Origin of the sequence: Pseudoalteromonas sp. OFAV1, from assembly GCF_021532595.1 — a bacterium.
GTDB lineage: Bacteria > Pseudomonadota > Gammaproteobacteria > Enterobacterales > Alteromonadaceae > Pseudoalteromonas > Pseudoalteromonas lipolytica_C.
In genome coordinates this window covers 122,002-141,199 of record NZ_JAKGBG010000001.1, presented here as the reverse complement: position 1 = coordinate 141,199, position 19,198 = coordinate 122,002, and the positions used below count along the sequence as shown (strand labels likewise).

Annotated in this window: 20 protein-coding genes; 16 read left to right on the top strand and 4 right to left on the bottom strand. The window is 41.8% G+C overall.

Annotated features, from left to right (window positions below):
- The first annotated feature begins 69 nt into the window (after window positions 1-69).
- The 6 genes from L1267_RS00665 (at window position 70) to ruvX (ending at window position 4,332) form a co-directional block, all read left to right on the top strand.
- Complete coding sequence (locus tag L1267_RS00665; protein ID WP_135923616.1) at window positions 70-963, top strand: DUF350 domain-containing protein; 894 nt, start codon at window positions 70-72, stop codon at window positions 961-963.
- A 27-nt stretch (window positions 964-990) separates the two neighbouring features.
- Window positions 991-1,452 carry a hypothetical protein gene (locus L1267_RS00660; RefSeq protein WP_135923615.1) on the top strand — a complete coding sequence of 154 codons (462 nt, stop codon included), beginning with the start codon at window positions 991-993 and terminating at the stop codon, window positions 1,450-1,452.
- A gap of 69 nt (window positions 1,453-1,521) precedes the next feature.
- Window positions 1,522-2,256: a 16S rRNA (uracil(1498)-N(3))-methyltransferase gene (gene rsmE, locus L1267_RS00655; protein ID WP_138557182.1), complete on the top strand. Its 735-nt coding sequence runs from the start codon at window positions 1,522-1,524 to the stop codon at window positions 2,254-2,256.
- A 69-nt stretch (window positions 2,257-2,325) separates the two neighbouring features.
- Window positions 2,326-3,279 (top strand): glutathione synthase, encoded by a 954-nt coding sequence (gene gshB, locus L1267_RS00650; RefSeq protein WP_138557181.1) that lies wholly within the window; start codon window positions 2,326-2,328, stop codon window positions 3,277-3,279.
- Window positions 3,280-3,303: 24 nt separating this feature from the next.
- Window positions 3,304-3,861 carry a YqgE/AlgH family protein gene (locus L1267_RS00645; RefSeq protein ID WP_135923612.1) on the top strand — a complete coding sequence of 186 codons (558 nt, stop codon included), beginning with the start codon at window positions 3,304-3,306 and terminating at the stop codon, window positions 3,859-3,861.
- Window positions 3,862-3,882: 21 nt separating this feature from the next.
- Entirely contained in the window at window positions 3,883-4,332 is a 450-nt protein-coding gene (gene ruvX / locus L1267_RS00640) for a Holliday junction resolvase RuvX (RefSeq protein WP_135923611.1), read from the top strand.
- Here the strand turns inward: ruvX and L1267_RS00635 are convergent.
- From L1267_RS00635 to L1267_RS00625, 3 genes are read right to left on the bottom strand one after another with little or no spacing between them, the layout of a single operon-like run.
- Complete coding sequence (locus L1267_RS00635) at window positions 4,329-5,198, bottom strand: hypothetical protein (RefSeq protein ID WP_235381787.1); 870 nt, start codon at window positions 5,196-5,198, stop codon at window positions 4,329-4,331. The two genes, ruvX and L1267_RS00635, sit on opposite strands and share 4 nt — an antisense overlap.
- Window positions 5,198-6,331, bottom strand: a complete 1,134-nt coding sequence (locus tag L1267_RS00630) for a PilT/PilU family type 4a pilus ATPase (RefSeq protein ID WP_235381785.1) — start codon at window positions 6,329-6,331, stop codon at window positions 5,198-5,200. The genes L1267_RS00635 and L1267_RS00630 overlap by 1 nt, the downstream gene beginning before the upstream one ends.
- Window positions 6,332-6,345: 14 nt before the next feature.
- Window positions 6,346-7,386, bottom strand: a complete 1,041-nt coding sequence (locus L1267_RS00625) for a type IV pilus twitching motility protein PilT (protein WP_135923609.1) — start codon at window positions 7,384-7,386, stop codon at window positions 6,346-6,348.
- Window positions 7,387-7,388: 2 nt separating this feature from the next.
- Here L1267_RS00625 and L1267_RS00620 point away from each other — a divergent pair, with 2 nt between their 5' ends.
- The 9 genes from L1267_RS00620 (at window position 7,389) to L1267_RS00580 (ending at window position 15,653) form a co-directional block, all read left to right on the top strand.
- Window positions 7,389-8,102, top strand: coding sequence for a YggS family pyridoxal phosphate-dependent enzyme (locus L1267_RS00620; protein WP_135923608.1), 714 nt, complete (start codon window positions 7,389-7,391; stop codon window positions 8,100-8,102).
- Window positions 8,103-8,119: 17 nt separating this feature from the next.
- The gene (proC, locus tag L1267_RS00615; protein ID WP_138557180.1) at window positions 8,120-8,941 is read left to right on the top strand and encodes a pyrroline-5-carboxylate reductase; all 822 of its coding nucleotides are present in this window, start codon (window positions 8,120-8,122) and stop codon (window positions 8,939-8,941) included.
- Window positions 8,942-8,964: 23 nt separating this feature from the next.
- On the top strand, window positions 8,965-9,498 hold the full coding sequence (locus L1267_RS00610) for a YggT family protein (RefSeq protein ID WP_135923606.1): 534 nt from the start codon (window positions 8,965-8,967) through the stop codon (window positions 9,496-9,498).
- A 56-nt stretch (window positions 9,499-9,554) separates the two neighbouring features.
- On the top strand, window positions 9,555-9,995 hold the full coding sequence (locus L1267_RS00605) for a DUF4426 domain-containing protein (RefSeq protein ID WP_235381781.1): 441 nt from the start codon (window positions 9,555-9,557) through the stop codon (window positions 9,993-9,995).
- 8 nt (window positions 9,996-10,003) lie between these two features.
- The gene (locus L1267_RS00600; protein WP_058586594.1) at window positions 10,004-10,603 is read left to right on the top strand and encodes an XTP/dITP diphosphatase; all 600 of its coding nucleotides are present in this window, start codon (window positions 10,004-10,006) and stop codon (window positions 10,601-10,603) included.
- A complete protein-coding gene (gene hemW, locus L1267_RS00595; RefSeq protein WP_235381779.1) occupies window positions 10,600-11,733 on the top strand; it encodes a radical SAM family heme chaperone HemW in 1,134 nt (377 codons plus the stop codon). The genes L1267_RS00600 and hemW overlap by 4 nt, the downstream gene beginning before the upstream one ends.
- A 40-nt stretch (window positions 11,734-11,773) precedes the next feature.
- A complete protein-coding gene (locus L1267_RS00590; protein WP_135923603.1) occupies window positions 11,774-13,609 on the top strand; it encodes a DUF885 domain-containing protein in 1,836 nt (611 codons plus the stop codon).
- 99 nt (window positions 13,610-13,708) lie between these two features.
- Window positions 13,709-14,392: a hypothetical protein gene (locus L1267_RS00585; protein WP_235381777.1), complete on the top strand. Its 684-nt coding sequence runs from the start codon at window positions 13,709-13,711 to the stop codon at window positions 14,390-14,392.
- Window positions 14,393-14,396: 4 nt separating this feature from the next.
- Window positions 14,397-15,653 (top strand): lipopolysaccharide biosynthesis protein, encoded by a 1,257-nt coding sequence (locus L1267_RS00580; RefSeq protein ID WP_235381776.1) that lies wholly within the window; start codon window positions 14,397-14,399, stop codon window positions 15,651-15,653.
- Here L1267_RS00580 and L1267_RS00575 read toward each other — a convergent pair.
- Window positions 15,642-16,358 carry an SIMPL domain-containing protein gene (locus L1267_RS00575; RefSeq protein ID WP_235381774.1) on the bottom strand — a complete coding sequence of 239 codons (717 nt, stop codon included), beginning with the start codon at window positions 16,356-16,358 and terminating at the stop codon, window positions 15,642-15,644. The genes L1267_RS00580 and L1267_RS00575 overlap by 12 nt on opposite strands.
- Before the next feature lie 169 nt (window positions 16,359-16,527).
- On the opposite strand from L1267_RS00575, the gene L1267_RS00570 reads away from it, so the two are divergent.
- On the top strand, window positions 16,528-19,197 hold the full coding sequence (locus tag L1267_RS00570; protein WP_235381773.1) for a bifunctional acetate--CoA ligase family protein/GNAT family N-acetyltransferase: 2,670 nt from the start codon (window positions 16,528-16,530) through the stop codon (window positions 19,195-19,197).
- Window position 19,198 lies beyond the last annotated feature (1 nt).

Below are 19,198 nucleotides of genomic sequence, written 5' to 3'. Positions count from 1 at the left end.
ATACTCTCTTTTAACTTGCCAATAACCGTACTAGAATGATTATCAAAGATTTATTTAGCAGGGATCTGCATGTCATATTTATCATTATCTAACACTAGTTTAGTCGCGATTGCTATTAGTTTTGCGGTTATTTGTATCACCATAGTACTGCTGCGTATCCTAACGCAAATAAAGGCAAAACAAGCCCTTAAAGAAGAACTGGCGCAACATGATAATTTTGCTATGGGAATTAGCTTTGCCAGTGAGATCTTAGTTGTCATTGCTACCATTGCTTACATCTTTGATGAAATAAGTCTAAGCGCGGCTCAATCAAACCCTTTGAAAGTATTGATACTCATTTTTTTATTATTTTCTTTCATTAAGATTGGTCATTTAATACACCGAAAATGGATTTTATATCGCTTTAACGAAGAAGCGGCTATTTTAAAACAGAATGTCTGCGCAGCACTGGTTGATTCAGGTATGCTGATAGCTAACTGTATCATTTGTCTTGGTTTATACAATTGGTCGCATACACAAGGCTTTAGTAGTTTACTTATTGCTACCGTTAGCTTTTTTGTCATACAAGGCATGTTTGCTCTTGATACTAAGATCCGCGAGTACCGCTTTGCAAAAGCCAACCAAGGGGCATCGCTGCAAAGTAATTTCAATTTAGAAAACACATCTATCGGCATACGTTATGCCGGGAAATCGATCGGTCTAGCACTTTCTGGTTACGCTGGTCTTTCCAGTGCATCCTTTATTAGTGGTAAGATGGTAGAAAATTTATTCACTTTAGTATCACATTGTGGTGCTATGTGGGTGTTATTGTATGTTTTGAGCTACATTATTAAATATATTTCCTTACCCAATATTGATACATCTCTGGAAGTTGATCACCAAGATAATATTGGAATTGCGTGTATCGAATTTGCCGTTTTTGGTGCTATAGGCTATTTACTAATTAGTATGTTTTCAATTTGATCAGAAGTGTTTGAATCGTGGGGCTTTATGCCAAATAAAATTAATAATTTTTTATTAGTCGATATCGACAATGAGTTTAGTCGAGCATTCGCTGAGCATTATTTTGCTAAAGCTGAAAGCTCTACACTTGTTGTGGCTGGTGCTAATAGCCGACAAATGGTCAAGCTGATGTTCGATGAACTAATTAAAGATTATTGCTACTGCGATTTTAGCAATGAAATAAGCGTTTCTGAGCTAGCCAGCTATTTGCACGAGCATCACACTATACAGGGAGTACTCATTAATCTTACTGATTACCAACTGGCTGATGATGCACAAAAGTTTATTTATAATTCATTACACAAGATAAGGTACTTAGTTCAACAAGACGAGCAAGGTTTTAGCTTTACCCCCTGCCCTGATGCTGCTCATATTAACCACCTTTCTTGCCAATCTGAGATTGCCGAAACCACCGCTCACGTATTAAGTGCAAAAGACGACCTTAAATAACAAATAAATAATTGCACCTAAACCGCTGTATACTTACCATATTGCTAAAATTATTGATAAGTGACAGCCATGCGAGTACCTCATATTTACCAACCTTCAGCGATTTCTTTAAACACTCCTGTAGCACTTGATGATGATGCAGCAGGTCATGTTGGCCGAGTGTTACGTATGCAAGTCGGAGATAAAGTATCTATTTTTAATGGCGAAGGTGGTGAATACCTCAGCGAAATCATCGAGGTTAGTAAAAAAACAGTTGTTGTTGAGCCGCAAGAGTTTATCGATCACGACGTTGAATCACCACTTAAAATTCACTTGGGCCAAGGCATCTCTCGTGGCGATAAAATGGATTTCACCATTCAAAAATCGGTGGAATTAGGTATCACTGAAATCACCCCTATTTTTAGTCAACGCTGTGGTGTAAAACTGAGTGGCGACAGACTGCAGAAAAAACACCAACAATGGCAAAAAATTGCAATTGCTGCAGCTGAGCAATCTGGCCGTAACTTCGTGCCTGTTGTGCATCCACCTATCGATATAAAAGAGTGGTTAGAACAAGCTAGCGACGCAATTAAACTTACCCTACACCCTCGCGCTGAGCATAGTATTAAAACCATTCAAGTGCCCAGCGAAGGTGTGCGCTTTTTAGTTGGCCCTGAAGGCGGTTTTACTGATGAAGAAATTAACATTGCAAAGCAACAAGCCTTCGTTGATATTCGCTTAGGCCCACGCGTACTTCGAACAGAAACAGCCGCACTGACTGTTTTAAGCGCATTGCAATTACAGTTTGGCGACTTAGCCAATTGAAAATGGTAAAAATACCCATATATCAAAGTTACTAAATACAGTATGGCACTTCGATTCTAAGGCAAAAATATGGCAATTAAGTTAGGCATAATCTCTGATCCAATTAGTGGCTTTAACATTAAAAAAGACACTGGCTTCGCAATGATGATGGAAGCACAAAAACGTGGCTACGAACTTTATTACATGGAAATGGACGACCTGTCACTGCGTCAAGGTCAAGGCTATGCAACAGCTGCCAAAGCCCGTGTATTTGACGATGTAAATCATTGGTACGAATTAGAAGAAAAAGTCACCGTTGCCCTTGCTGATTTAGACGTGATCTTAATGCGTAAAGATCCACCTTTTGATACTGAATATATTTACGCAACCTATATTTTAGAGCGCGCAGAACAAGCTGGCACATTAGTTATTAACAAACCGCAAAGTTTGCGTGATGCAAATGAAAAACTGTTCACCGCTTGGTTCAGTGAACATACGCCAGATACATTAGTAACGCGAAGCCAAGCAGATATTCGCGCATTTTTAGCTGAGCATAAAGACATCATACTAAAACCACTTGATGGTATGGGTGGTGCCTCTATCTTCCGTGTTAAAGAAGATGATGCCAATATTGGTGTAATTTGCGAAACATTAACCGAGCACGGTAGCCGTTTTGCAATGGCACAAAACTATATTCCTGAAATCAAACAAGGCGATAAACGTGTCCTTGTCGTTGACGGTGAAGTTATGCCTTACTGCCTAGCTCGAATTCCACAAAATGGCGAAACGCGCGGTAATCTAGCAGCAGGTGGCCGTGGTGAAGCTCGCCCTATTAGCGAATCAGATCGCAAAATCGCCGAAGCAGTCGCACCAACGTTAAAAGAAAAAGGCCTTATTTTTGTGGGCTTAGACATCATTGGTGACCGCTTAACTGAAATCAACGTCACTGCGCCGACTTGTGTAAAAGAAATTGAAGCCGCGTACGACATTTCTATCACTGGTAAGTTATTTGATGCCATTGAGAGCAAACTGAGCCATACTTAATCTAAACAACAAAAGGGGCGACCTATGCAGTCATTAGAGAATCATTTCTTAATCGCGATGCCAAGCATGCAAGACCCTTTTTTTAAACGTGCTGTCACTTATATTTGTGAGCACAATCAAGAGGGTGCTATGGGGCTGGTTATTAATCAGCCTATTAATATCACTGTGGGTGAATTACTCGATAAAATCGAGATTGATAACGACAAAAATAAGCAAGCCGCAGGCCTTGCTGTTTATGCTGGCGGCCCCGTAAAAACAGACCGCGGCTTTGTGTTACATTCTCCTAAGCATGGCTATTCATCAAGCCAAAAGCTTAGCAGTGATATTATGATCACCACTTCAAAAGATGTGCTGGCAAGCTTAACCACTAATGAAGCACCTGAACAATTTATTATTACTTTAGGTTATGCAGGTTGGGAGCAGGGTCAACTTGAGCAAGAGCTGCTAGAAAATTCATGGCTTATCATAAAAGCAGATCCAGATATCATCTTCAACACCCCTGTTGAAAAGCGCTGGGAAAAAGCGGTATCCATGTTGGGGTTTGATGTAAGTCAGCTAAGCTCTGAAGCCGGCCATGCCTAACATAAATGAATTATTGAAACTATGACAAAAAGAACATTTAAGCCCGTAGGTGAGCGCACCGTTATGGGCTTTGATTTTGGCACCAAAAGTATTGGTATCGCCATAGGCCAAGAGCTAACCGGCACAGCCTCAAGCCTTCAAGCAGTGAAAGCCAAAGACGGTATTCCTGATTGGCAGCAAATAAAAAAGCAAGTAGATGACTGGCAACCAGATCTAATGGTAGTTGGTTTACCGCTTAATATGGATGGCAGCAATCAAGAAGTCACTTTTAAAGCCAAGAAGTTTGCAAACCGTTTGCATAATCACTTTGCTATCCCGGTTGAAACTCAAGACGAACGACTAACAACCGCAGATGCCAAAGCGCGTTTATTCGAACAAGGTGGTTACCGTAACCTTGGTAAAGGTAACGTTGATAATATGTCTGCGGTGATCATCTTAGAAAGTTTTTTTGAGCAATCTTATGGCGACTAACGCGCTTTGTTAATCACGGTATAGTCGTTTAAATCTGGAATAAAGCCTGCCTCTCGGTAGGCTTTTTCAATAGCGCTGCTATTACGAAGCTGCTGTAAGCCTTTTTGAATTGCTGCAAAGGCGGCTTTTCCGTCTGGATGCTTTTTCGAAATAATAAAGTGACGGCTATCATTTAATTGCAATACCACGTTAGGTACTGCAACCAGTTCAATATTTTCCAAACTGTAACGATTATTGAGACTTGGCATTAAAGGCATCATCATAAAATCAACCCACTGCATCGATACCGTGCGGACTTGCCCAAGCCACTCATCTTCTCTGAGCAGCTCTTTGAGCGGTAGAGCCGATAACGTTTGCCAGTCAGTTTGCCAACGAGGTGTTGAAACCGCAGTTAATTGCTTAAAGTCAGCAAACTGCTTTAATTGCAGTGCTTTTTTATTGTTTGGGGACGTGAATATACCAGCAAAATATTCACCATTACGGATCACGGGATCTGAAATATACACAGACTCAGCAAGCTGCTTTGCATCTACTGACCACACACTATCAAAGCTAAGTAATAACTGGCCATCTTCTAACAGCTTGGTGTTACGGTAATTAGCATTACCTTTGTGATAGCGAAATGATTTATTGAAACCACCTAAGCTCAACGCTTGTTGAGCAATGATCATATCAACTACATCACGGCGGATGTAAGCTCCACTAAAGTCTTTTACTTCAATAGGTTTACGACCATTTAAGAAGCGACTGTAATCGTCATAAACATCATCGCGGATAAAAATAACAACATCTTCAACAACATTACTAGACGCCTCAAAGGCAGTTACCAGCAGTATAAAGGCAGCTATAATTATCCGCGAAAACATTATATATCGCTCTTCTCGTCAAGGCCGTCGATGGTAACACCTTGTAAGAAACCAGCACCTTTTTGCTCATTATTTTGCAACTTGATCATCAAGCGTAAGTCGTTTGGTGAGTCGGCATGATGAAGCGCATCAGCGTAATTAATTCGACGCTGTTTATAAAGCTCAAATAACGCTTGGTCAAAGGTTTGCATGCCCATTTCTTTCGATTTCGCCATGGTTTCTTTGATAGAGCCAATATCACCACGTTTGATAAGCTCTGCCACCATCGGTGAGTTAAGCAGAATTTCGATAGCTGCAACACGGCCTTCACCATCGGCTGTAGGTATCAACTGCTGGGCAACAATGGCACGTAAGTTTAGTGCTAAGTCGTACTTTAATTTATCGTGCTTCTCTTTTGGTACTAAGTGCATGATACGGTCAATGGCTTGGTTGGCGTTGTTGGCGTGCAGTGTTGCTACACACAAATGACCGGTTTCGGCAAAGCTTAGGGCATATTCCATGGTTTCTTGGGAGCGTATCTCACCAATCAAGATAACATCGGGTGCTTGACGCAGTGAACTTTTCAAAGCGGATTCAAAGCTTTCTGTATCTAAACCAACTTCACGTTGGGTGATAATACTTTTACGATGTTCATGAACAAATTCAATCGGGTCTTCAATCGTTAAAATATGACCTCGCTGATTGCGGTTACGATAACCCAGAAGCGCTGCTAATGATGTTGATTTACCGGTACCTGTACCACCCACAAACAATACTAAACCACGCTTTGCCATGATCACATCGGTCAGTGTTGACGGCAGACCAAGCTCATTAACGTCCGGTATTTTCGTCACGATACGACGAATAACCATACCGGCACGATCTCGCTGCCAAAAAGCAGAAACACGGAAACGCCCTTCATCTGTCGCTATAGCAAAATTACACTCTTTAGTGTCATGAAATTCTTGGCGCTGCTTATCGCTCATCGCAGACTCAACTAAAGCCAGAGAGCTTTCATCTGTGAGCTTCTCATCAGTAAGATGCACAAGCTCACCATTGATTTTTGCACTCACTGGTAATTGGCTCGAAACAAATAAGTCAGACGCTTTTTTATCGATCATAACTTGTAAAAAGTGATTTAAAGGTAAAGACATCTTAAGTAACTCCGTTAGCCACCAAATTGAGTTTTATCTTGCGCTTTCGCACGTGCATCATTGGTTGTAATGATACCGAAGTTAACTAAGCTTGCTAAACATTGATCCATCGTTTGCATACCATGCGAAGCACCTGTCTGAATCGATGAGTACATTTGCGCAATCTTGTCTTCACGGATCAAGTTACGAATTGCAGGAATACCGATCATAATCTCATGAGCAGCAACTCGACCACCACCGACTTTTTTAAGTAATGTTTGCGAGATTACGGCACGTAATGATTCAGATAGCATTGATCGCACCATGTCTTTTTCTTCACCTGGGAATACGTCGATGATACGGTCGATAGTTTTTGGTGCAGAGGTAGTATGCAAAGTACCAAACACTAAGTGACCGGTTTCTGCTGCAGTCATCGCGAGGCGAATTGTTTCAAGGTCACGCAGCTCACCAACTAAGATAACATCAGGGTCTTCGCGCAACGCACTTCTAAGCGCATTCGAAAAGCTATGCGTATCACGATGAACTTCACGCTGGTTAATCAAGCTCAATTTATTCTCATGTACGAATTCGATTGGATCTTCAATCGTCAAAATATGATGGTGCTTGTTCTGATTGATGTAATCGACCATTGCTGCCAGTGTCGTTGATTTACCGGAGCCGGTAGGCCCTGTCACCAACACGAGACCACGAGGGTTATCTGCAATGGTTTTAAAAATATCCGGTGCACCTAAATCATCTAAAGTCAGTACATCACTAGGGATAGTACGAAACACCGCAGCCGGGCCACGGTTTGAGTTGAATGCATTAACACGAAAACGCGCAAGATTAGGTACTTCGAAAGAAAAATCCACTTCGAGATTTTGTTCGTAGTCCTTACGCTGATTATCGTTCATAATATCGTATACCAGACTATTTACATCTTTTTGTTCTAATGCTGGAATATTAATACGACGTACATCGCCATCAACGCGTATCATAGGTGATACGCCTGATGATAAGTGTAAATCCGAGGCTTTGTGTTGCACACTAAAGGCCAATAATTCGGTAATATCCATTTATGACTCCACAACCAACTGATAATTATATGGTTACAATAGCAGAACGACTTACATCCGCCTATGCCAGAATTGCGCAAGCTGCAAAAAATAATCAACGTAATGAGCAATCAATAAACCTATTGGCTGTCTCAAAAACCAAACCAACCGACGATATCATTGCTGCTTATGAACAAGGCCAACGATTGTTTGGCGAATCTTACGTGCAAGAAGCAGTAACAAAAGTGGCTGCCCTTGCTGAATACAAAGATATTGTTTGGCATTTTATTGGCCCTATTCAATCAAATAAAAGTGCACTTGTTGCCAGCCATTTCGACTGGGTGCAAAGTGTTGACCGTATAAAAATAGCCAAACGTCTGAACGAACAACGTCCCTCGGATAAATCACCGCTGAATGTATTAATTCAAGTAAATATTAGTTTAGAAGAGGCTAAGTCAGGCTGCCACCCCGACGAGGTAATGACATTGGCAGAATTTATCAGTCAATGTGATAATTTATGTCTCAGAGGTGTAATGGCTATTCCCGCCAAAACGGACGATACGGCGCAACAATTACAATATTTTGAGCAATTAAGCGCTTGCTTTGATAAACTAAAGGCCCAATATCCCCAAGTAGACACCTTGTCGATGGGTATGAGTAATGATGTTGAAGCGGCAATTGCAGCGGGTTCAACCATGGTACGCATTGGCACGGATATATTTGGCCAACGAAATTAAAAGGTGATAACAGACATATGTCAGACAAAAAAATCGCATTTATAGGCACGGGTAACATGAGCTACGCCATTATCGGTGGCATGGTAAAGAACGGTTTTGCAGCTAAAAATATTATTGCAACCAATCGCAACCAAGAAAAATTAGCTAAGGTTGCTGCTGATTTCGGGGTGCAAACTACCGCGGATAACAACGCGGCACTTCGCGATGCAGATGTGATTGTCTTGTCTGTTAAACCACAAATGATGGGTGATCTTTGCCAATCATTCCAAGACTCTGGTGTTGATTTTAGCGACAAGCTATTTATTTCAGTGGCAGCAGGTCTTACCGTAAAACGTTTACGTGAAATGCTAGGTCAAGATGTGAAAATGGTGCGTTGTATGCCAAATACACCATCATTGCTTGGTCGTGGCGTATCTGGATTATTCGGCGCAGATGAAACCGCTGAAGAACATGAGTTTGTTCAACAGGTATTCGAGTGTACAGGTATTGTTAAATGGGTAGAACACGAGTCTCAAATTAACGATATTATCGCTGTGACAGGTTCATCACCTGCTTACTTTTTCTTATTTATGGAAGCCATTGAAGAAAAAGCAAAAGCCCTTGGTTTTAGTGATGAAGATGCACGCCGCTTAGTACAGCAAACGGCGCTTGGCGCAGCTGAAATGGCACTTTCACAACCAGATATCAGCATTACTCAGTTACGAGCAAATGTTACATCGAAAGGCGGTACAACTCATGAAGCGGTAGAGCACCTTAAATCACAAGGTTTAGTCGCTACAGTTGCTGATGCAATGGACGCCTGTATCGCTCGCGCTCAGGCAATGGAAAAAGAACTTTAAGCTTACTTTTTGAAGGTAAAACTATGCAAGCCATGCAATTTTTAGTTGGGATTGTTTTCGATCTCTTTTTAATGGTGGTCCTTTTACGCTTTTGGTTACAAACGGCAAAAGCGGACTTTTATAATCCAATTAGCCAATTTGTAGTAAAGGCAACATCATTTGCAGTAAATCCTCTTCGTAAAATTATTCCGGGATTGGGTGGCTTTGATATGGCATCGTTAGTCCTTGCATATCTTGTAGCCGTAGCCAAAATTAGTGTGATTTTACTGATGTTTTACGGTACCTGGTCTCCAGCACCTGTATTTGTATCTGCTTTAATGACTGTAATAAAAGAAGGCTTAAATCTGTTATTTTGGGTCTTAATAATTCGTGCATTATTGAGCTGGGTAAGCCAAGGTTACAATCCTATTGAGGCCGTTTTTCATCAGCTGACTGAACCTATGCTTCGCCCTATTCGTAAAATCATTCCACCACTTGGCGGTCTTGATTTATCGATTTTAGTACTGATCATTGGTCTACAGTTTTTACAAATCTTATTGATGGATTTTATAGGCTAAGTAATAACAACTACATCAAGAGGCCGAAAGGCCTCTTTTGTTAAGTGAGATATAGCATGAAGCAAGTTATTTATTTTTCTTTGATTTTATTGAGTTTATTTACAACTCTTGCCCAGGCAGATGAACAAGCAGGCGCTCAGTATAAGGTACTTGGCCCTTGGGAAGTTCACTACATTGCATTTCCATCGACCTTTATTCAGCCTAGCATCGCCAAAAACTACGATTTAGACCGCAGCCCTAACAAAGGGATAATCAATATTTCGGTATTAAAAAACAGCGATAAATCAGCGCAGACTGCAACTTTAACAGGCACAGCGCGCAACCTGCTTGGCAATAAAAAGCAGCTTGAATTTAAAGAGGTGGTTGAAGGCGATGCAATTTATTACCTCGCGCAAATCGATTACAGCAACGAAGAAATTTACCGTTTTGATATCGAAATTAATCAAAATGGCAAAGTACAAACGCTGAAGTTTCAGCAAAAATTTTACGTAGATTAATAGACCCTATGAACAACACCTTGGTTTTAGCCACGGGTAATCCTGGCAAAGTAAAAGAGCTGGCAAGTATGCTCAGCCCACTTAATATTAACGTGGTTCCACAAAGTGATTTTCAAGTACCTGACGTACCAGAGACAGGCACCACATTTGTTGAAAACGCCATTATTAAAGCGCGTCATGCGGCAAAGATCACGGGCATGCCTGCGATTGCCGATGACTCAGGTCTGGAAGTAGACGGCCTAAATGGTGCGCCGGGTGTGTACTCTGCACGCTTTGCCGGAGCGGGTGCGAGTGATCAAGATAATATCGACAAGCTATTAAAAGAGCTTGCTGATAACCCTGTTCGTAGTGCGCGTTTTTGGTGTGTTTTAGTATTAATGCGCCACGCCGACGACCCGACACCACTTATTTGTAGTGCCAGTTGGGAAGGCGAAATCACCCATAGCCAAGATGGTCAAGGTGGGTTTGGTTATGATCCGGTGTTTTATGTACCGTCTGAACAATGCACTAGCGCTCAGCTTACTAAAGAGCAAAAAAATGCTCTTAGTCATCGCGGCCAAGCTTTAAAACAACTACTTGCGCAATTGCAGCAAAAAGGCGGCCTGTGAGTTTACCGCCTTTAAGTTTATATGTGCACGTACCTTGGTGCGTGCAAAAGTGCCCATACTGTGACTTTAATAGCCATGGCCAAAAAGGCACAATCCCCGAGAAAGAATACGTTCAGCATCTTATTGATGATCTTAAGGCCGATTTGCACCTAGTACAAGGGCGTAAAATCCACAGTATTTTTATTGGTGGCGGGACTCCAAGCTTATTAACCGGTGACGCTTATACTCGCCTGCTTGGTGAAGTTGACAGGTTAATTGGCCTAAGCGATGACTGTGAAATTACCCTAGAGGCTAACCCAGGTACTGTTGAAACCGGTCGCTTTAAAGAGTATGTTGCCGCTGGCATTAATCGTATTTCGATTGGTGTGCAAAGCATGCAAAACGACAAGCTAAAAGCTCTTGGCCGTATTCATGGTGCTGATGAAGCAAGCTATGCGGCTAAACAGGCGCACCAAGCGGGGCTAAACAGCTTTAACCTCGATTTAATGCATGGCTTACCCGGACAATCTGTTGAAGATGCCTTGGGCGACCTTGAAAAAATCATCGCCCTTAATCCTCCCCATATTTCTTGGTATCAGCTAACCATTGAGCCAAACACTCAGTTTGCGTCAAAGCCACCGACCTTGCCTCATGATGACATCCTTTGGGATATTCAAGAGCAAGGACAAGCCTTACTAGCAGCAGCAGGTTATGAGCAATATGAGATCTCAGGTTACGCAAAGCCCGGTTACCAATGCCGTCATAACCTGAATTATTGGCGATTTGGCGATTATCTCGGTATCGGCTGTGGCGCTCATGGTAAAATTACTGATGAAAATAAAGTCATCACCCGTACGGTAAAAGTTAAACACCCGCGCGGTTATATGGATCTAGCTAAACCGTATTTATATGAGCAATGGCAAGTAACCAAAGACGACTTAGCCTTTGAATTCTTTATGAATCGTTTTCGCTTAGTTGAACCGTGTCCGAAAGCTGATTTACCTTTGCTTACAAGTTTGTCACTGCAAAGTCAGGAACAAGCCTTGACTGAAGCGATTGCAAAAGGCCTACTAATTGATGATAAAGATAACTGGCAGGTAAGCCCTAAAGGCCAACGTTTTTTGAATGACCTGCTAGAATTATTCGTTTAAGAATTATAATTAAATTTCTAACAACTACAAAGGAACGATAATGCGTAAACTGACCTTCATCGCTGCGGCGGTAAGTGTTGCATTACTTGGCGGCTGCCAACAAATGCAAGAGCAACCAACGCCTGCACCAAGTGTACAAAGCCAACCTGTACAAAGTGAAATCGATAAAGCTAATGCCTTCTTCGAAGATACTTTTAACCGTGACGTAATGAAAAGCCCTATTTATCAAACATACATGGGCATCAAAAAAGATTACGACAAATGGGACGATGGCAGTGAAGAGCGCGTTTTAGAAGACTTTGAACAAACTAAAGCTGACCTAGTTGCGCTTAACGCAATTAACCGCGACCTATTAGATGACGCAACAAAAGTAAGTTACGACCTTAAAAAGCAAGATCTTGAAAACGAAATTGCTGATTTCAAATGGCGTCATTACAACTACCCGGTGAACCAAATGTTTGGTGTTCACTCAATGATCCCTGCGTTTTTAATCAACCAACATCAAATTGCCGATGTCTCTGATGCAAAAGCGTATATCTCACGTTTAAATGGTGTTACAACGGTTATTGATCAACTAATCAAAGACCTTGAAGTACGTGCAGATAAAGGCATTATCGCGCCTAAGTTTGTTTTCCCACACGTGATTGATTCAAGCCAAAATATCTTACGCGGCGCACCATTCCACGACGGTGAAGACTCAACATTACTTGCTGACTTTAAACGTAAAGTTAACGCATTAGAGATTGCCGATAGCGAAAAATCAGCACTTATCAGCGATGCTGAAAAAGCCTTAAAAGCAGCAGTAAAACCTTCTTATACTAAGTTAATTAATTTCTTAGCTCAGTTAGAAAAACGCGCTGATGACCGTGATGGTGCTTGGAAATTCCCTGACGGCGAAGCGTTCTACAATAATGCCTTAGCACGTACCACAACCACTGATTTAACTGCGAAAGAAATTCACACAATCGGTCTAGCTGAAGTCGCGCGTATTCACGACGAAATGCGTGCAATCAAAGACAAAGTAGGCTTTGAAGGTGACCTTAAAGCATTCATGCAATTCATGAAAACTGATAAGCAGTTCTACTACCCTAACACAGCAGAAGGTAAACAACGTTACCTTGATGAAGCAACGGCGCTTATCGATAACATGAAATCTCGTTTAGACGAGCTATTCATTGTTAAGCCAAAAGCTGACCTTAAAGTTAAAGCTGTAGAAGCATTCCGTGAAAAAGCAGCAGGTAAAGCGTTCTACCAACAACCTGCGCCAGATGGTTCACGCCCAGGTATTTATTACGCAAACCTTTACGACATGGAAGCAATGCCAACATACCAAATGGAAGCACTTGCATACCACGAAGGTATTCCAGGCCACCACATGCAAATTGCTATCGCGCAAGAGCTTGAAGATGTGCCTAAGTTCCGTAAGTTTGGCGGCTACACAGCGTATGTTGAAGGTTGGGGTTTATACTCTGAGCTAGTACCAAAGGAAATGGGCTTATATGAAGACCCATATTCAGATTTTGGTCGTCTTGCTATGGAACTATGGCGTGCATGTCGACTAGTAGTAGATACAGGTATCCATGCTATGAAGTGGACACGTCAAGAAGGTATCGACTACTACGTAAATAACACACCAAATGCGACCTCTGATGGCGTTAAAATGGTTGAACGTCACATTGTAATGCCTTCACAAGCAACGGCATACAAAGTGGGCATGCTGAAAATTTTAGAGCTTCGTGAAGGGGCTAAAGAAAAACTTGGCGATAAATTCGATATTCGTGAATTCCACGATGTAGTACTTAAAAATGGTGCAGTACCATTAAATGTACTAGAGAAGTTTGTTGACCAATGGGTTGCTAAGAAACAAGCAGCTTAAGCAATAAAAACTTGAAAAAGGCCGCTCAGCGGCCTTTTTTATTTATTTAAACAAGTAGTTGAGCTATAAATGTATAAATAATAAAAAACGGGTAATTCCATGCAAAGCGCGATAGAGCAACTGAACAGCCGACTTCAACATCATCAGTTAAAAGAACTTATTGCCGATTATCAAAGCTTGTCGGGGGTTTTACAAGCGGCACAGTTACAGCACATCTATCAATTAGCTTGCAGTAGTGAAGTTAAATACCTGTTTTTACAAAATGTTGCTGCGCATTTACTTGAAGCAAGCCCACTGCCAAGCGAAGCTGTTGCCTTGATTGATGATATTGATAAACTGAGCTTTTTCACACCTGGCCTTAAGTTTCAAAATGCCTTTTGTGTTACAGACAACCAAGGTAACACCCTACTACATCATTTATTTACGCTGTGTCAGGCAGATAAACTCCCCTTTAACTATTTACGCTCGTTAATGTTATTTGAAAGCAACGAAAGCTTAGGCGTTGCTTTAAAAACATTGAATAAACAGCAGCTCACTCCTATTGGTTGCTTTATAGCGCAAAACAGTACGACTCAAATGCCAGCAAAACATGAGTTCTCCGCATTATTAGCCATGATGGAAGTCGACCAAAGCCACAGCCCTAGCGCAGTCAGTGCCTTAATAAACACCCTTAAACAATTTTATGGTGCCAATCAACCAACGAGTGCCGACAGTAAAGTTTTACTGTGTGCGGCCTATTTGCAAGTGCCAACGGCGCAGTTATTAAACGCCCTTAATCAATAACTTCATGAATAAGGATGTTGTTAAAGCGTTTTTATCGCTCAGCAGTTTTACCGCCCTTAACCATGGTAGCCGTATTGTTCTTACCTTGTGCCTTGCAAGGTTATTAAGTAATGATGAGTTTGGCACTTTCGCCGCGTTACTCGCACTGTGTGAAATTCTTTTGTTACCAGCGAGCATGGGCTTTGCATCGTCGTTAATGCGTATTAGCTATCCGCTCTACAAAGCTCAACAACATGATTTACTGCGTGGCTTAAAGCATGTTTATTTAGCTGCATCTTGTTTATTCGGGGTGATTTTTGTTGCAGCTGTGGTGATCAGCTTTCAGGCCATTTCACCGCATCAAAGCGCCAAAGAACATGTAATTTATTTACTTTTACTAGTGCCGATTGGCGCCATTATGCAAAGCCAATCCGCTTTTTTAGTGGCTTTGAATAAACCTAAAATTGGCCTAATAACACAGCAGTGTATTTTTGAATTGCTAACCGCGGGGTTTTGTTTTTTCGTGTACTTGATACGTGGCGACTTATCTTTAGTCGAGATTTGTATCTTGTTGTTTTGTAGCATGTTGTGCGTAGTCAGTTATCAATATTGGTTAATCAAAAAAATGATCGTCGCAAGTACTGCCCGCTACCAAACCAAGCAATGGTGTAAAGACTCATTGATCATGCTCGCCAGTGGTGCAGGCACTGTATTAGTCGCAAAACTCGATGTATTACTGGTGCATCACTGGTTTGGTGCACAAGGCGTAAGTATCTTCTTTCCTGCGGTGGTGATTGCCGGCTTACTGACAATTTTAGGCAATGCCGCCAACCAATATTTAAAACCCATTTTAATGGCCGATGAGACAACCGTTCAGCAACTTAGTGAGTTAATGAAAGTGCTGTGGCGCTTTAACTTTGCCGCTATCTTGCTACTTGCCCTGCTCGCAAAACCGCTACTTAATTTATATGGTGAAAGCCAATTAGAAGAAGGGTTTTGGATTTTAATGCTGCTGTTACTCGGGCAATTGTTACTACCAGCAAGAATTTTAGCCAGTAGTATGATCAAGTTAAAAGGGAATCCGCTGATCAACTTGTATGTATTACTGGGTGCAACCAGTGTCACGGTTTTGATGGCGATGCTGTTAAAAGATCAGTTTGGCTTATTGGGGGTGGCTGTGGCGTTTAGTGGTGGTTTTATGCTTGGTGCGCTTTGCCGCATGGTGATTGTATGTACACGCATGCGGCTGCCTTTATCAGTGGTATTGGGTTTAGTCAGATAAATAATATTCTACACTGGTAACAACACGCACTTTTTTCAGCTGAGGCGTGTTTGAATCTCTATCAGAAATTGAAAACTGGCCTTGGTGGGCGGTTTTAATTTTACCCAACTTAGACTGAGAATCTTTGGCAAATTTCATTGCCACTTCACGGGCTTTTTCGGTTGCCTCTTGAATCATATTAGGCTTGATTTCATTTAAGCCATTAAATAAATATTGAATACGCGTTTCGTAATTGTCTTGTACTATCGCAATGCCTTGCTTAGCTAATTGGCTTACTTCGCCTAGCGCATGCTGTACTTTTTCAATATCATTTGAATAAACAATAACATTATTACGGGCAATATAACGAAACTGCTGATTTTCGCCACCATATTCACGAGCTTGTTTATCAATAATTGATTGGCTACCGAGGCTTATTTCTTCATCGCTAAAACCATGTAGCTTTAAAAAAGCCACAACCGCATCGCTTTTCTCTTCAACCCGACCAACTAGTTTTTCGAGGTTGTTATCGGCATCAGAAAACTGCAATGGCCAAATAACGGTGTCGGCTGGCACTTCCATTTCCGCTAAACCTTTAACGTGGACGGTGCGCTCCATGCCTTTTACATCAAGGGCTGCACTTTTCAATATAAAACCAAATCCAAGCAAACCAACCGCCAATGCGCACGCTGCAATAACGATATTAAATGGTTGCGTCTTATTCATGCTTTTCTCCTTGATGTAGGTCACTGTTTTTGACTCGAAAAGTAGTTATAAACAGGTTATCTTATGAGTATAACTATTAATACTTTAGAAGCGTGTCGGTTCTAGTTTGGGTGTATTAAACTTAACAGACCCTGAAGTTTTAACAAACAGCGCAAGCAAAGGAAACAGCATGAGCGTTAAACGTATTAGCCAATTTTTTAACCCTAAATCGGTCGCTGTAATTGGCGCCTCTAACTCTCCAAATCGTGCTGGCTTTGTGGTGATGCGCAATCTGCTGCAAGGGGGTTTTAAAGGCCCTATCATGCCTGTTAGTTTAAATCACAGCGCTGTACATGGTGTATTAGCTTATCCAAGTATAGCAGCGTTACCAAAAGTACCCGACCTTGCGGTTATTTGTACTAACAAGAATACCTTAATTAACATCATTAATGAGCTTGGTGAGCTTGGCTGCAAACATGCAGTGGTAATTGCTGCGGGATTAAACGTAGAACAAAAACAAGCACTGAAAGAAGCTGCCCTTGCAGCTAATGTATCTTTGCTTGGGCCAAATTGTTTGGGCTTACTCATTCCTCATATTGGCTTAAATGCCAGTTTTTCACATACAGTTGCAAGCCCTGGAAAGCTCGCCTTTGTATCACAATCAGCAGCTGTTTGCTCAACCATTCTTGATTGGGCGAAAAACAAAGAGATAGGCTTTTCATATTTTGTGTCTGTGGGTGATTGCCTAGATATCGACTTTGATGAGTTACTCGACTTTTTAGGCCGAGATGCTAAAACCAAGGCCATCTTGTTGTATATCGATAATATTGAAGATATTCGCAGCTTTATTTCTGCAGCGCGAGCCGCTGCGTTTAGTAAACCCGTAATTGCTATTAAAACCGGTAAAACCAGTGCTGGAGCGCTTGCAGCAGAGATCCATACCGGTGGCAAACAAAGCTCAGATGCGGTCTATGATGCGCTATTCCAACGAGCGGGTATGTTAAGAGTAAACGACCTACGAGAGCTTTTTGCTGCTACACAAACGCTAGCAATGCACCCCAAATTACTTAAAGTCGAACAACTGACTATTTTAACCAATGGCGGCGGCCCAGGTGTCATGGCCGTTGATACGCTATTACAAAGCTCAGGTAAGCTGGCTGAGCTCAGCGACGAGACCAGAGCTGCTCTTAATAAGGTTATCCCGCAATCGGAGATGACCTCAAATCCGGTGGATATTTTTGGCGACTCAGCGCCAAGACGCTATCAACAAGCGTTAGAAATCTTATTGCAAGCTAAAGAAGTTAAAAACCTGCTGATCATTCATACCCCATCAGCGCTTGCACCGAGTGAAGATTATGCTGAGATCATTGTCGAAACCTTAGAGAAAATCCCGAAGATGGCTCGCCCTTATGTTATGACTAATTTTATGGGTGAAGATGCCGCGTATGCTGCGCGAAAGGTCTGCGCTAATAATGCCATTCCGACCTACCGTACACCTGAAGGTGCAGTTGGTGCCTTTATGCACTTAGTAAGTTATCGTCGTAACCAAAAGCATTTAACGCAAACGCCAGAGTCAAACACAGATGATGCAAAAATAAATAAAGACGCAGCTAGGTCTGTAGTGAATGAGTTTTTAGCCGAAGAGCAAAGCTATTTATCAACCCATGAAGCAAGCCAAATTCTCACTCATTATGGTATTGATTGTATTCAAACTGAGGTTGCTTACACGCCAACAGAAGCCAAAGAACAAGCCATAGAGCTAGGTTTTCCGGTAGCGTTGAAACTTATTAGCCCAAGTATTCCTTCTAAATCAGAAGTCGGTGGTGTGGTACTTAATTTAAATGATGCGCAAGAAGTTGAGCAAACAGCCTTTGCCATGCTGCTACGAATCAAAAACACCTACCCTGATGCGCATATTGAAGGCTTTTCATTACAAAAAATGGCGCCGCGAGCAGGTGCTAATGAGCTACGAATCGCTATTAAAACAGAGCCGAACTTTGGCCCGGTGATCTTACTGGGTGAAGCAGGCACCGGACTTGAGTTCGCTCAAGCCGCAGTGGCATTACCACCACTAAATATGAACTTGGCAAAATACCTGATTGCTGCGGCGCACGATAAAGGGGTTCTTAAAGACCGCGTGCTACCAGAAAAAGTCGATAAATACCGTTTATGCGCCCTACTTACTCGTATCTCACAGCTTGTTATCGACCAACCTGATATTACCAGTGTTGAGCTAAATCCTATTTTAGCCAGCAACGGGCAGTTTTTGGTACTTGATGCGACCATTGGCCTTAGCCGTTATAAAGCAAAAGCGAACCGTAAACGCTTGTGCATTCGCCCCTACCCGATTGAATTAGTTAAAGAAGTTACGCTAAAAAACAATACCCAAGCACAGCTAAGGCCTATTAAACCGGAAGATGAGCAAGCACACTTAGAGTTTGATCAATCATTAAGTAAAGAAGACAGATATAAGCGTTTCTTCGGTGAATTACCGCAATTTAATCATGATCAACTCGCAAAAATGACGCAAATCGATTACGACCGAGAAATGGCGTTTATTGTTAGCCAAGAACAAAATGGTTCAGCCTGCACGCTAGGTGTATCTCGTGTATTGATGGATCCTGACAAGCTCGATGCTGAGTTTGCAATTGTGGTGCGCTCTGATTGCCAAGGTTTAGGGCTTGGTACAATATTAATGAATGCGGCGATTGAGCATTGTAAAAACCAAGGCGTTAAACAAATTGCAGGCATCACTTTGCCGGAAAACACCGGCATGATTGAACTGGCACGAAAGCTCGGGTTTAAGATCACCCGCGACTTTGAAGAAGGCAGCATTAATATGGTGCTAAAACTAAACTAAA

Excerpts from the sequence above, each read along its gene's own strand:
- L1267_RS00625 (WP_135923609.1), bottom strand. The coding sequence starts at position 7,386 with ATGGATATTACCGAATTATTGGCCTTTAGTGTGCAACACAAAGCCTCG.
- L1267_RS00660 (WP_135923615.1), top strand. The coding sequence starts at position 991 with ATGCCAAATAAAATTAATAATTTTTTATTAGTCGATATCGACAATGAG.
- proC (WP_138557180.1), top strand. The coding sequence starts at position 8,120 with ATGTCAGACAAAAAAATCGCATTTATAGGCACGGGTAACATGAGCTAC.
- L1267_RS00665 (WP_135923616.1), top strand. The coding sequence starts at position 70 with ATGTCATATTTATCATTATCTAACACTAGTTTAGTCGCGATTGCTATT.
- L1267_RS00570 (WP_235381773.1), top strand. The coding sequence starts at position 16,528 with ATGAGCGTTAAACGTATTAGCCAATTTTTTAACCCTAAATCGGTCGCT.
- L1267_RS00580 (WP_235381776.1), top strand. The coding sequence starts at position 14,397 with ATGAATAAGGATGTTGTTAAAGCGTTTTTATCGCTCAGCAGTTTTACC.
- rsmE (WP_138557182.1), top strand. The coding sequence starts at position 1,522 with ATGCGAGTACCTCATATTTACCAACCTTCAGCGATTTCTTTAAACACT.
- L1267_RS00635 (WP_235381787.1), bottom strand. The coding sequence starts at position 5,198 with ATGTTTTCGCGGATAATTATAGCTGCCTTTATACTGCTGGTAACTGCC.
- L1267_RS00600 (WP_058586594.1), top strand. The coding sequence starts at position 10,004 with ATGAACAACACCTTGGTTTTAGCCACGGGTAATCCTGGCAAAGTAAAA.
- ruvX (WP_135923611.1), top strand. The coding sequence starts at position 3,883 with ATGACAAAAAGAACATTTAAGCCCGTAGGTGAGCGCACCGTTATGGGC.
- L1267_RS00575 (WP_235381774.1), bottom strand. The coding sequence starts at position 16,358 with ATGAATAAGACGCAACCATTTAATATCGTTATTGCAGCGTGCGCATTG.
- L1267_RS00620 (WP_135923608.1), top strand. The coding sequence starts at position 7,389 with ATGACTCCACAACCAACTGATAATTATATGGTTACAATAGCAGAACGA.
- L1267_RS00630 (WP_235381785.1), bottom strand. The coding sequence starts at position 6,331 with ATGTCTTTACCTTTAAATCACTTTTTACAAGTTATGATCGATAAAAAA.
- L1267_RS00610 (WP_135923606.1), top strand. The coding sequence starts at position 8,965 with ATGCAAGCCATGCAATTTTTAGTTGGGATTGTTTTCGATCTCTTTTTA.
- L1267_RS00645 (WP_135923612.1), top strand. The coding sequence starts at position 3,304 with ATGCAGTCATTAGAGAATCATTTCTTAATCGCGATGCCAAGCATGCAA.
- L1267_RS00585 (WP_235381777.1), top strand. The coding sequence starts at position 13,709 with ATGCAAAGCGCGATAGAGCAACTGAACAGCCGACTTCAACATCATCAG.
- L1267_RS00590 (WP_135923603.1), top strand. The coding sequence starts at position 11,774 with ATGCGTAAACTGACCTTCATCGCTGCGGCGGTAAGTGTTGCATTACTT.
- gshB (WP_138557181.1), top strand. The coding sequence starts at position 2,326 with ATGGCAATTAAGTTAGGCATAATCTCTGATCCAATTAGTGGCTTTAAC.
- L1267_RS00605 (WP_235381781.1), top strand. The coding sequence starts at position 9,555 with ATGAAGCAAGTTATTTATTTTTCTTTGATTTTATTGAGTTTATTTACA.